Consider the following 12,529-nt stretch of genomic DNA (forward strand, 5'->3'; position numbering starts at 1 on the left):
CTGCCACAGCACGAGGAGGAACTTATGACGATTGCACAGAAATTGGAATATAAAGCCCATCAAGCAGGCCGAGTGGAAGGTATTCAAGAAGGTATTCAAGAAGGTTTAACTGAAGGAATACAGATCGGCGAGGCTAATGGGCTAAAGAAAGGTAAGTTGGAAGTTGCCCGAACTATGTTGGCCAATGGTCTTGACCGTGCCACAGTAATGAAAATGACAGGTCTGAGCGAAGAAGAACTGGCTCAAATTTGCCATTAAGTTGCTAGCTAAATCCATACTTTTAACAGGCGATATTGCCTTAAACCTCGTCTGTTTGCGTTGTTTATTACCCTTTTCCCTTTTTCTTCCTTACTGCTTGTTGCCTCATCCATTCTTTAAAACATCACTACGATAACTGCCTATTTTTACAGAAAAAATGTTTGTCACTAAAGTGATGCTGGCTGATTGCACGGTAGAACTTTGCTGGGCTATAGTCACGCCGCAGCGGCAAAATCTGCTGTCGGGATTAGCGTCCCGAAACGCACGACCATAGATTCGGTTATTATGTGCGAGCACAGTGACGCCTGTAATAAGTCAGCAATGGTGAGCTGGGCGGGGGCATCGCAAGATGCGCCGGGTTCTTCGATGACCGGTTACGCTAACCCTGTCCAGCTCCCCCCCCCTCTGAGATTAGCATCTCTTGGTGGTGATAATCTCTCCCATCGAAGAGGGAGTCATCATGGATTCGGCGACTACCCTGACTATTCGCGCCCGTAGCGCTGATTTTCGTGGTTCGCTCAATTCACGTCGCGAAGCCTCTTATCACGACACCACACTCGGCGCAGTGGTAACACAGATTGCACAGCGGAATAAGCGGGTGGCGTCACTGGCGCTAACCACGGTGTATGCCACCAAGGCACAGGCGATGCGGGCGGCACAGGCCAAGTGGGACAAACTGCAACGCAGTGTGGCTGAGTTTTCGATAAACCTGGCGATGGGGCGTGCCGATCTCTACCCAGAAACGCCGGTCAGGCTGAAAGGGTTTAAAAGCGTGATAGATCAGCAGACGTGGATTATCACCAAAGTGACCCATAACCTCGGCGACAATGGCTACCCCACCCGGAGCGAAGCGGCCAACAAAACCTTTGGATGTAGCTGTAACGAGAAAGCCCCAAAATGTGGGGCTTTTTTTCGATGTGGTCAATGTATGGACATTGAGTGAAATAAATTCTTTTATTTCATGTCGATAGAGATGAAAGAATATCGCCATCCCCGTCTTTCGCCCTCCATGATGGAGGGCTTTTTTTTACCTTATTTCCGTTATACTAATAACCCTTGAATATCATTTGGGATTATTTATGGATCCGCAATATGCGCGACTGGTCAAAGCCGCTGCGCTCAGTGCTACCGTGCTGGCATCAATCTTACTGATTATTAAAATTTTTGCCTGGTTGCACACCGGCTCGGTGAGTTTGTTGGCAGCGTTAGTTGACTCACTGGTGGATCTGGCAGCCTCTCTGACAAACCTTTTTGTGGTGCGCTATTCGCTGCAACCTGCCGATGCAGAACACACTTTTGGTCATGGCAAGGCTGAATCACTGGCTGCATTAGCGCAAAGTATGTTTATTTCTGGTTCAGCATTATTTCTGTTTCTGACTGGTTTCCAGCATTTAGCGTCGCCAGCACCCTTGCAAGATCCTGGCGTAGGTATCTGGGTAACGTTAGTCGCATTATTCAGTACTATGATATTAGTCACATTTCAGCGTTGGGTGGTACGCAAAACCCAGAGTCAGGCCATTCGCGCCGATATGCTGCACTATCAATCTGACGTACTGATGAATGGTGCTATCCTTATTGCGTTGGCATTAAGTTGGTATGGTTTTCACTGGGCTGATGCGTTGTTTGCATTGGGTATCGGTATTTATATTCTCTATAGTGCGTTGCGTATGGGTTATGAGGCAGTGCAAGCTTTGCTGGATCGAGCGTTACCTGATAGCGAGCGGCAGGAAATTATCAATATTGTGATGTCATGGCCGGGCGTGATTGGTGCTCATGATCTGCGTACCCGTCAGTCGGGACCGACGCGCTTTATTCAGCTCCATCTTGAAATGGAGGATATGCTGCCGTTAATGAAAGCACATATTCTGGCTGAGCAAGTTGAGCATGCACTGTTGCATCGTTTCCCAGGTGCCGATGTCCTTATCCATCAAGACCCCTGCTCTGTGGTGCCAAAAGAGCGCCATGCGCATTGGGAGTTATAATTGTTTCACCAATCATTGTTTTATTAATTACAGGTAAACAGTGGTTACATTATGGTTGGGTCATGAATAAAATACCGTTAGAGGGTATGACTTGAATCAATTCAGCTTGGTGTTTTTGCTATAATATCCGCTATATATCGCATAAAGCTGGTTTTCTATACTGTTCTCTTGTGCAGGAGATAATCGGCAAATAGAGAATCTTAAAAAATCGCATCTACAAGTTCAGAGGTAGTCATGGTCAAGAAAATCGGTGTACTAACAAGCGGCGGTGATGCGCCAGGTATGAACGCAGCCATTCGTGGGGTTGTTCGTGCAGCTTTGTCAGCAGAGTTGGAAGTTTTCGGTATTGAAGATGGCTACCTTGGTTTGTTTGAAGATCGTATGAGGAAACTGGACCGCTATAGCGTGTCAGATATGATTAACCGTGGCGGTACTTTCCTTGGTTCTGCGCGTTTCCCTGAGTTTCGTGACCCGGAAAAACGCAAAGTTGCTCTTCAGAATATGAAAGACCGTGGTATCGATGGCTTGGTGGTTATCGGTGGTGATGGTTCATATGCCGGTGCAGACCTGTTGACCAAAGAAGGTGGCATTCACTGTATCGGTTTACCGGGCACCATCGATAACGATGTGGCAGGGACTGACTACACCATCGGTTTCTTCACCGCACTGGGTACTGTGGTTGAAGCCATTGACCGCCTACGTGATACCTCTTCTTCGCATCAGCGTATCTCTATTGTTGAAGTGATGGGCCGTTATTGTGGTGATTTGACACTGGCTGCTGCCATTGCCGGGGGGTGTGAGTTTATTGCTATCCCGGAAGTTGAATTCAAACGTGATGATCTGGTTGCCGAAATTAAAGCTGGCATCGAGAAAGGTAAGAAGCACGCTATCGTTGCTATCACTGAAAAACTGGACAATATCGACGAGCTGGCTAAATACATCGAGAAAGAAACGGGTCGTGAAACTCGTGGCACAGTATTGGGTCATATTCAGCGCGGTGGTGCTCCGGTTCCCTATGACCGTATTCTGGCTTCCCGCATGGGCGCTTATGCTGTTGACCTGCTGTTGGAAGAAGGCCGCGACTATTCACACGGCGGCTTCTGCGTTGGCGTACAGAACGAGAAGATGGTGCATGAATTAATCTCCGTCTGTATCGATCCAAAAAACAAGAAAAGTAAATTTAAACAAGATTGGTATGACACAGCGAAAAAACTGTTCTAAAACAGCCAATCATTCGATAACAGAGCCTCCGTCCGCGGGGGCTTTTTGCATTTTATAGGTTGTATATTTCTTATTGATATAATAATAACTTTTTTATTCTTTAATTGGATGGGAAGTTTCTGGCACGCTCTGTATCAAGCCAACTAATTGGGTTGATTACAATTTAGTTTAAAAATTATTTTAGTTAATAACAATAAATCTGGGGAGCGGGTCAATGCGTAAATGGGGTGTAGGTCTGTCATTACTGCTGTTGGCATCGGGTGCCATGGCAAAAGATATTCAATTATTGAATGTGTCATATGATCCGACACGCGAGTTTTATCAGGAATATAACCAAGCCTTCAGTAAGTATTGGCAACAGAAAACTGGCGATAAAGTAACCGTGCGTCAATCGCATGGCGGTTCTGGTAAGCAGGCGACCTCGGTTATTAATGGTATTGAAGCCGATGTAGTGACACTGGCACTGGCTTATGACGTCGATGCTATTGCTGAGCGTGGTCGTATTGATAAAAACTGGATCACGCGCCTGCCGGATAACTCCGCGCCTTACACCTCAACCATCGTGTTTCTGGTACGTAAAGGGAACCCAAAACAGATCCATGATTGGTCAGATTTAGTGAAGCCGGGTATTTCGATCATTACCCCTAATCCAAAAACCTCTGGTGGGGCACGTTGGAACTATCTGGCCGCATGGGGTTATGCGTTAGAGCACAACAATAATGATCAGGCTAAGGCGCAAGAGTTTGTCAAAACGCTGTATAAGAATGTGGAAGTATTGGACTCCGGTGCGCGTGGGGCGACCAATACTTTTGTTGAGCGCGGGATTGGTGATGTGCTGATTGCCTGGGAAAACGAAGCCCTGTTGGCCGTGAATGAAGTAGGTAAAGATAAGTTTGATATCATTACTCCGAGTGTGTCTATTTTAGCTGAGCCGACTGTCTCGGTGGTGGATAAAGTGGTTGATAAGCGCGGTACCCGTGAAGTGGCTGATGCTTATTTAAAATACCTGTATTCACCAGAAGGCCAGACTATTGCCGCCAAGAATTACTATCGCCCACGAGATCCGGCAGTAGCCGCCAAGTTTGCCAATGAGTTCCCGCAACTGAAACTATTTACTATCGATGAAGTGTTCGGTGGCTGGACTAAAACACAGCAGACACATTTCGCCACCGGCGGTGTGTTTGATGAAATAAGTAAGCGATAAAGAAGTCCGCAATAAAATAAGAAACGATAGCGCCCGTCAGTGAATGCTTACGGGCGCTTTTTTATCAGCCACACCCATGCTTTGATTATTTTCATAATTCATCTCTTTCTTACAGATAAAAACCGCGTAATTCGCCAGCACGTGTTAAATGCGCTATTGAGTTATTTGGTCTAATAAATGTGGCAAATTATGCGGAGAGAATTATGAGTATTCGTGGCGTTTCAAGTACGAGATTGATAGATAATCCAGGTTTGGACTCATCAAGTCCGCCATTGAGGGCATTATCGAGGGGTGGGAGTACTGAATCACTGCATAGTAACGCGTCAATTATATGTGAACCTGATGAATGGGATGCCGCTTCAGCAGTTATCACTGAGAGCTATACACCACCAACATTAGCCATAACAAATGAGAAAGCCTCCTTTGGCATTAAGCCCAGTAACTACTCCATTTTTGGTACCAAAGAGAATTATCTAACAGGCTATTTGTTAAATATAGGCAATAGTAAGGGTAAGCCGCCTCTGTTACTACGACCACAGGCTGCTTAGCTGGCATACTTCGGCATTCATGGTTTTGGGCAAACTAACTGTGCTTCTTGTGCCACCGCCGTGGCTGAAACATTTGAGAAGAATACGGTTTATCTTGCAAGACCCGAACTGAGAGGCGGGGATGTCAAAGGGAATATGGGGTTGCTAGATAAGAGTGCTAAGTCTGTTGATGAACTGCTGACTCAGCTACAGCAATATCAACCCACTGACGAGTTAAATGGTGTTCTTGTGATTCATCGGCCAGCTATGTTGCGCATGTTACCGGGGGCGACACAAGGGCATGCCTGTAATGTGATTAAATTTAAAGATAGCAATATCCTTCATTTTATTGATGTTCAGAAAAAGACCCATTTGAGCTGTGATCTTAGTCTCAGTCAGCAGGTGAAGCCCTTAAACCTGATTGATCAAACAAAGCTTTCACATCAGGACGCTCAGATAAGTAAATTCTTGGGCTGGGTTGGTGCGGATGGAATTGATTTATATAAGAAAGAATTTCACGCAGATATCAATAAAAAAGCCGGAGCATCATCTGCCCCAGCTTAATCGCTAGCTTAAAACCTGAATCAGGCTTTTTTAGCTTTTGCTGCTGCTTTCACGATAACGGCGAATGCATCCGCTTTCAGTGATGCACCGCCAACCAGCGCGCCATCGATATCTGGTTGGGTGAACAGTTCTGCTGCATTTTTATCATTCACAGAACCGCCGTACTGAATGATCACTTGTGCTGCAACTGCGGCATCTTGCTTGGCAATATGGTCACGGATAAATTTGTGAACGGCTTGAGCCTGTGCTGGTGTGGCTGATTTGCCGGTGCCGATAGCCCAGATTGGCTCATAAGCGATAACTGCGCCTTCGAATGCTTTCACACCCAAGGTATTCAGCACTGCGTCCAGTTGCTTGGCGCAGACCGCTTCAGTTTGACCCGCTTCGTTTTCAGCTTCGGATTCACCGATACACAATACTGGGATCAGGCCGATTTCTTTCAGTACGCCAAATTTCTTCGCGATGAATTCATCACTTTCTTTGTGATAAGTACGGCGCTCAGAGTGACCGATGATGACGTATTGCGCACCAATATCTTTCAGCATTTCAGCAGAGGTTTCGCCGGTAAATGCGCCGGACAGATTCACATCAACGTTCTGTGCACCCAGGGCGATACGGCTACCTGACAGCTCATGTTTAGCTTGATTCAGATAGATAGCAGGTGGGGCAATAGCAACGCCACAACCGTCAACGGTGCTCAATTCTTTACGCAGGCCAGCGATAAGTTCGTTAACCATGTGAGTGCTACCGTTCAGCTTCCAGTTACCCATAACTAATGGATGACGCATGTTTCTTCCTCCAACAAGGGGACGCGAGGGTCAATAATAATGACTGCCCGACAGGCAGTTTACCTGTCCAACAGTATAGAGATGATTAATGGCAATGGCTTTGCTTTTCGTCATTAATTACAGCGAGACTATGCTTCAGATAGTGACAGCTTAATCGGTTCAACTGAGAAGGTAAGCCCTTTTTCGCCGTTGTCCGCCACAACATAGCGGATTGCACCGACGGGATGAGCATAGAAAGAAGAGCCTTTACCCTGAGTCAGCAGTTGCTGCACGTTATTGATACTTTGGCGCAGTGTCAGCGTCGGTTCAAACTGGCGCATCAGGGCTGCCATGTAATTGACCGCGATCAGTCGGGCCGCTTTCTCTTCGTTCCCTTTTATGGGCAGATAGGTAATTTGTAAGGTCTTAATTTTGCCAGTGCCTTTTTCCAATGCGGTTGAGGCATAGAGATTCTCGTTAATCTTACTGGCAGCACGGGTCAGCGGTGACACATCATCTTTTATGATGATGGAGTGAAACTCACTGATAGGCAGCGTCGGGTTGGCGTGGTTATAACTTTCGCGGAATTTTACCAATGTTAAATCAAAAGTCGGTGCACCGGACAGCAGATAAGGCGCGGTCGGCTGGGCTTCTTCCATTGGCTGACCACTGCCGTCTGCGGGGTCGGCATGAGCGCGGCTCACCGTTGCTATCAGCAGCATTATTGTCAACATTGCGGCTATTTCTTTTCTCATGACTGACGCCGTTGTTAGAAGTGTGTGTAGGGGATTAAAACGGTAATCGGGGGTAATTGTCAAAATTCACTGCAAAGATAAAATACGCGGCAAAGAGTATAGGTTAGTTGCTGCGTTGGGTTACACTTTGCCACTATTATATCAAATGTAAATTATATCAAGTAAATGGATCGGGTCATCGATGATAATACAGCAGTGGTGTTTCTCGTTTAAAGGCCGTATCGGGCGGCGTGATTTTTGGATCTGGATCGGCTTGTGGCTGCTGGCAATGCTGGTTATTTTTACCTTGGCTGGGAAGGATTGGTTGCCAATCCAGACCGCTGCTTTTGCCATCGTTTTTTTACTGTGGCCAACGGCGGCAGTGGTCGTTAAACGGCTACATGATCGTAATAAAGCCGGCTGGTGGGCGTTATTGGTGGTACTGGCCTGGATGCTGATGGCCGGTAATTGGCAGATGTTGGCACCTATCTGGCAATGGGGGGTCGGGCGATTCATTCCCACGCTGATCATTGTCATGATGTTTATCGACTGTGGTGCTTTTCTCGGTACCGCCGGAGATAACCGTTTTGGCCCCGAAGCCGTGCCAGTAAGGTATTTGGCAGAGAAAACGCAGTAACGCCTTCAGGTGTTAGCTCAACTGAACCAAGGGGGAACATGCCGTCGGAGTGCCTACTGGCATGGTTAGCCTTTGGTTCAGGGTGTTTTGCTGTCAATACGATGTTTTACTACCAATATTGCTCGCTGGTGATATGCCCCGGTTTACGGCGTAAGTGTTTGCGCATTTCACGTTGATCTTTCAGCAATTGCTGGGTATCTCGCACCATTTGCGGGTTACCACACAGCATTACATGGCTATCTTGCGCGTCCAGTTTCAGGCCGACAGCCGCTTCCAATGAACCATTTTCAATCAGTGCCGGGACTCTGCCAGTCAATGAACCGGGTGATTCTTCACGGCTCACGACCGTCTGGATACGCAGCTTGCCGTTGTAGCGTTGCTCAAGCTGTTGCATCAGTGGCAGGTAGCTGAGGTCACGGGCAAAACGTGCGGCATGGACCAATACCAGATTTTTGAAGCGTTCCAAGTCGAGCCCTTCCTGCAAAATCGACAGATACGGACCAATGGCGGTGCCGGTCGCCAGCATCCATAAGGTATCGCAGTCCGGGATCTCTTCCAGCACAAAGAAGCCAGCCGCTTGTTTGGTAATCATCACTTCGCCGCCCACGGGCAGTTGATCCAGTTGTGGGCTGAGTTTACCTTCCGGTACGGTGACCAGATAGAATTCCAGATTACTGTCGCTCGGTGCATTCACATAGGAATAGGCTCGTTGCACCCGCTCACCATTAACATCTAGTGCCAGCTTGGCAAATTGACCGGCAGTAAAGGGGTCAATGGGCGCATTGACCCGAATACTGAACAAAGAGTCAGTCCAGTGTTCGATGTGGGTAACCTTGCCACTAACCCATTCAGCCATAATTCTTTTCCCGTCATATGCTTATCAGCAGTAATACCAAAAGCGCAGGCGATATTTTAGAGCATTTGGTTGAAAAACATTATCGATTAAGTGTGATATCCATTTTTACTTTTTGCTGAAGAGTTTGTGAGCCGAATTGTTTGTAAGCCGAATTACAGTAAGAACTCATGCAATGCCGGGTCTTTGCGATCAAGGAAATGAGTCGAACGGATACGGCGGATAGTGCGGGATTTGCCACGGATCAGCAGTGTCTCGGTGGTCGCCATGTTCCCTTTGCGATAAATCCCTTCCAGCAGATCACCTTTGGTAATCCCTGTGGCAGAGAAAATCACATTGTCATTACGGGCCATATCGCCCAGTAACAGCACTTTACCCGCTTCAATACCCATTGCTTTGCAACGCACCAGCTCTTGTTCACCGATACGACGGTTATCTTCGTTATCGCCTTTAACTTGGTAGCGCGGCAATAAACGACCTTGCATATCACCGTCCAGTGCCCGGATCACCGCAGCAGAAATGACCCCTTCAGGAGCTCCGCCGATGCAATACATGACATCCACCTCACTTTCTGGCATACAGGTCAAAATGGACGCAGCGACGTCGCCGTCGGGAATAGCGAACACTTTTACACCAAGTTGCTGCATTTCGGCGATGATACCGTCATGACGCGGTTTGGCCAGCGTAGTCACGGTTAAATCCGCCAAAGGCTTATTGAGTTTAATGGCGATATTGCGCAGGTTTTGTTCCAGCGAGAGGTTAAGGTCGATCGCCCCTTTGGCTCCCGGACCCACCACCAGCTTTTCCATATACATATCTGGCGCATGTAAAAATGTGCCTTTGTCGCCCACCGCCAATACAGCCAGCGCATTAGCCTGGCCCATTGCCGTCATGCGGGTGCCTTCAATGGGATCAACCGCAATATCAACCGCATCACCTTGGCCGGTCCCGACGTGTTCGCCGATAAACAGCATTGGTGCTTCATCGATTTCACCTTCGCCGATAACAATCTGCCCATCAATATTGACCTGATTGAGCATAATACGCATGGCACGTACAGCAGCGCCGTCGGCGGCATTTTTGTCGCCTCTGCCCAGCCACTTATAACCTGCCAGTGCGGCAGCCTCAGTGACACGGGAAAACTCGATGGCTAGTTCACGTTTCATCATTAACCTGTTCATTGAGGTGGCATAGAAGAATGTCAGCAGGAATTCTACCATCTTTGTGGCGCGAAGCCGCAAGGGTGTCTTTTGGCGTGATGGGATTTTTCACAATAAAAACGCGCCATCAGGGATGATGGCGCCTATGGTTTACAAAAAAACAGCGTAAAACTGGCGAGCGGTTACTCTTCGTGATCTTCCCATGCCTGAGCGCGGGCCACGGCTTTCTTCCAGCCACGGTAACGAATATCACGCTCAGTGGTTTCAATCCCTGGGCGGAATTCACGCTCAATGGTTGCTTTGCTTTTCACTTCGTCCAGGTCACTCCAGAAGCCTGTTGCCAGGCCGGCCAGGAATGCCGCGCCTAACGCGGTACTTTCACGCACTGCCGGGCGCTCCACCCGGGTGCCTAGAATATCGGCTTGGAACTGCATCAGGAAGTTATTCGCTACCGCGCCTCCATCAACGCGCAGTGATTTCAGGCGCTCGCCGGAATCCGCTTGCATCGCATCCAATACATCGCGGGTCTGGTAAGCGATAGACTCCAACGTTGCACGAATAATATGATTGCTGTTAACACCTCGGGTCAGGCCGAAAATCGCACCACGGGCATACGGATCCCAATATGGCGCGCCTAAACCGGTGAAGGCGGGCACCACATACACGCCGTTGCTGTCTTTCACTTTGGTGGCGAAATACTCAGAGTCGGCTGCGTCATTGATTAACTTCAGTTCATCACGCAGCCATTGGATAGATGCACCGCCAATAAATACCGCACCTTCCAGCGCATAGTTAACTTCACCGCGTGGGCCGCAGGCAATAGTAGTCAGCAGGCCATGGGTAGACTGAACCGCTTCTGTGCCGGTATTCATTAATAGGAAGCAGCCAGTACCATAGGTATTTTTTGCCATACCCGGTTGCACACAAAGCTGGCCAAACAAGGCCGCTTGTTGGTCACCGGCGATCCCGGCGATGGGAATACGCGTCCCGCCTTTACCCCCAATGTTGGTCTGGCCATAAATATGTGAGGACGGACAAACTTCTGGCAGCATGGAACGCGGAATATTCAGCGCTTTCAGCAGGCGGTCATCCCATTCTTTGCTGTGGATATTAAACATCATGGTACGCGATGCGTTGGTGTAATCCGTTACGTGTACGCGGCCCTGTGTCATGTTCCACACCAGCCAAGTATCTACCGTACCAAATAGTAGTTCACCACGCTCAGCACGCTCACGCGCCCCTTCGACATTATCAAGGATCCACTTCACTTTAGTGCCGGAGAAGTAAGGGTCGACCACTAAACCGGTGTTGTGGCGGATGTACTCTTCCAGTCCTTCTTTTTTCAGTTTTTCGCAGATTTCGGCAGTACGGCGGCATTGCCAGACAATGGCGTTATACACCGGTTTACCGGTTGCTTTGTCCCAAACAATGGTGGTTTCACGTTGGTTGGTAATACCGATACCGGCAATTTCGTCAGAATTGATACCGGCTTTTGCCAGCACTTCGACCAGCGTTGAGCTTTGAGTTGCCCAGATTTCCATGGGGTCATGTTCAACCCAACCGGCTTTTGGGTAAATTTGAGTGAATTCGCGCTGAGAAACACTCACGATATTGGCATCATGATCCAGCACTACCGCTCTGGAACTGGTGGTTCCCTGATCAAGCGCGACAATGTATCTCTTTTGAGTAGTATTTTCAGTTGTCATCGTTAGCCTACTTTTTAAGTTACAGTTATACTTTGTGTTCGGTGCTCGTCACTGCGGTTTCGTCTTCCTCAACGACACATTCATCACAAGGCAAATGGCGGCCAATCAACGCGCGATAACCAAATGCACCCAGCAGTGCGCCGCAGATAGGCCCGAAGATGGGTACCAGGAAGTAAGGAATATCACGCCCGCCAGTGAAAGCGATTTCGCCCCAGCCAGCCAAATAAGCAAATGTTTTTGGACCAAAGTCTCGGGCCGGGTTTAATGCGAACCCGGTCAGTGGCCCCATTGATGCGCCGATAACCGCGATCAGAATACCGATCAGCAGAGGAGCCAGTGGGCCGCGTGGGATACCGTTACCATCGTCAGTCAGAGCCAGGATCAGACACATCAGAATTGCGGTAATGACGGTTTCAACCAGGAAAGCCTGAAAAACAGAAATATGCGGATTTGGATACGTCGAGAAAATACTTGCCAGGTCCAGGCTCTCGGCACTGCCGCGCACCATCTGATGGGTTTGCTCAAAATCGACGAACAGGTTGTAGTACAGCCCGTAGACTAACGCGGCGGCGCAAAATGCGCCGGCAACCTGTGCCACGATATAAGGAATAACTTTCCGGCGATCGAAGCAGGCAAATAACCACAAGGCGATAGTGACGGCCGGGTTAAGATGTGCGCCTGAAATTGCTGCTGTCAAATAAATGGCCATGGCAACACCCAGGCCCCAAATGATACTAATTTCCCACTGCCCAAAACTGGCCCCTGCCAATTTTAATGCAGCGACACAGCCCACACCAAAAAAGATAAGTAGAGCAGTACCGAGAAACTCCGCGATACATTGGCCCTTTAAGGTCGAACTAGCGGTTTGGCTCATAGATAGGTGTCCTAGAGACAGAGATTTATAGGGTGCTTCTTA

Annotated in this window: 12 protein-coding genes and 2 pseudogenes; 8 read left to right on the forward strand and 6 right to left on the reverse strand. The window is 48.4% G+C overall.

Going from position 1 to position 12,529, the window contains the following annotated elements; translation table 11 throughout:
• The 7 genes and pseudogenes from AEP37_RS15405 to AEP37_RS25695 form a co-directional block, all read left to right on the forward strand.
• A pseudogene (locus tag AEP37_RS15405) lies at nt 1-258 on the forward strand (ISNCY family transposase); the annotation flags it as partial.
• Between the two features lie 201 nt (nt 259-459).
• On the forward strand, nt 460-756 hold the full coding sequence (locus AEP37_RS25015; RefSeq protein ID WP_072086321.1) for an ash family protein: 297 nt from the start codon (nt 460-462) through the stop codon (nt 754-756).
• Nucleotides 734-1,201: pseudogene (locus AEP37_RS15410) on the forward strand (hypothetical protein); the annotation flags it as partial. The gene AEP37_RS25015 and the pseudogene AEP37_RS15410, both read left to right, overlap by 23 nt.
• 136 nt (nt 1,202-1,337) lie before the next feature.
• Entirely contained in the window at nt 1,338-2,240 is a 903-nt protein-coding gene (gene fieF / locus AEP37_RS15415; RefSeq protein WP_049614170.1) for a CDF family cation-efflux transporter FieF, read from the forward strand.
• 234 nt (nt 2,241-2,474) lie between these two features.
• The gene (pfkA, locus tag AEP37_RS15420) at nt 2,475-3,461 is read left to right on the forward strand and encodes a 6-phosphofructokinase (protein ID WP_049614171.1); all 987 of its coding nucleotides are present in this window, start codon (nt 2,475-2,477) and stop codon (nt 3,459-3,461) included.
• Nucleotides 3,462-3,675: 214 nt separating this feature from the next.
• Complete coding sequence (locus AEP37_RS15425; RefSeq protein WP_049614172.1) at nt 3,676-4,665, forward strand: sulfate ABC transporter substrate-binding protein; 990 nt, start codon at nt 3,676-3,678, stop codon at nt 4,663-4,665.
• Between the two features lie 608 nt (nt 4,666-5,273).
• Nucleotides 5,274-5,756 carry a hypothetical protein gene (locus AEP37_RS25695; protein ID WP_072086322.1) on the forward strand — a complete coding sequence of 161 codons (483 nt, stop codon included), beginning with the start codon at nt 5,274-5,276 and terminating at the stop codon, nt 5,754-5,756.
• Nucleotides 5,757-5,776: 20 nt separating this feature from the next.
• Here the strand turns inward: AEP37_RS25695 and tpiA are convergent, their stop codons facing one another.
• Together tpiA and AEP37_RS15440 are read right to left on the reverse strand one after the other, a co-directional pair.
• Nucleotides 5,777-6,544: a triose-phosphate isomerase gene (gene tpiA, locus AEP37_RS15435; RefSeq protein WP_049614173.1), complete on the reverse strand. Its 768-nt coding sequence runs from the start codon at nt 6,542-6,544 to the stop codon at nt 5,777-5,779.
• A gap of 128 nt (nt 6,545-6,672) precedes the next feature.
• Nucleotides 6,673-7,278: a DUF1454 family protein gene (locus AEP37_RS15440; RefSeq protein WP_049614174.1), complete on the reverse strand. Its 606-nt coding sequence runs from the start codon at nt 7,276-7,278 to the stop codon at nt 6,673-6,675.
• 181 nt (nt 7,279-7,459) lie between these two features.
• Between AEP37_RS15440 and AEP37_RS15445 the strand changes: the two genes are divergently transcribed.
• Nucleotides 7,460-7,894, forward strand: a complete 435-nt coding sequence (locus AEP37_RS15445; protein ID WP_049614175.1) for a DUF805 domain-containing protein — start codon at nt 7,460-7,462, stop codon at nt 7,892-7,894.
• A 109-nt stretch (nt 7,895-8,003) separates the two neighbouring features.
• On the opposite strand, the gene fpr is transcribed toward AEP37_RS15445, so the two are convergent.
• The 4 genes from fpr to AEP37_RS15465 form a co-directional block, all read right to left on the reverse strand.
• Nucleotides 8,004-8,750, reverse strand: coding sequence for a ferredoxin--NADP(+) reductase (fpr, locus tag AEP37_RS15450; protein ID WP_049614176.1), 747 nt, complete (start codon nt 8,748-8,750; stop codon nt 8,004-8,006).
• Nucleotides 8,751-8,902: 152 nt separating this feature from the next.
• A complete protein-coding gene (gene glpX / locus AEP37_RS15455; protein ID WP_049614207.1) occupies nt 8,903-9,913 on the reverse strand; it encodes a class II fructose-bisphosphatase in 1,011 nt (336 codons plus the stop codon).
• Nucleotides 9,914-10,089: 176 nt separating this feature from the next.
• On the reverse strand, nt 10,090-11,613 hold the full coding sequence (glpK, locus tag AEP37_RS15460; protein WP_049614177.1) for a glycerol kinase GlpK: 1,524 nt from the start codon (nt 11,611-11,613) through the stop codon (nt 10,090-10,092).
• A gap of 25 nt (nt 11,614-11,638) precedes the next feature.
• Complete coding sequence (locus AEP37_RS15465) at nt 11,639-12,487, reverse strand: MIP/aquaporin family protein (protein ID WP_049614178.1); 849 nt, start codon at nt 12,485-12,487, stop codon at nt 11,639-11,641.
• Between the last annotated feature and the right edge of the window lie 42 nt (nt 12,488-12,529).

Source organism: Yersinia pekkanenii (assembly GCF_001152565.1).
Lineage (GTDB): Bacteria > Pseudomonadota > Gammaproteobacteria > Enterobacterales > Enterobacteriaceae > Yersinia > Yersinia pekkanenii.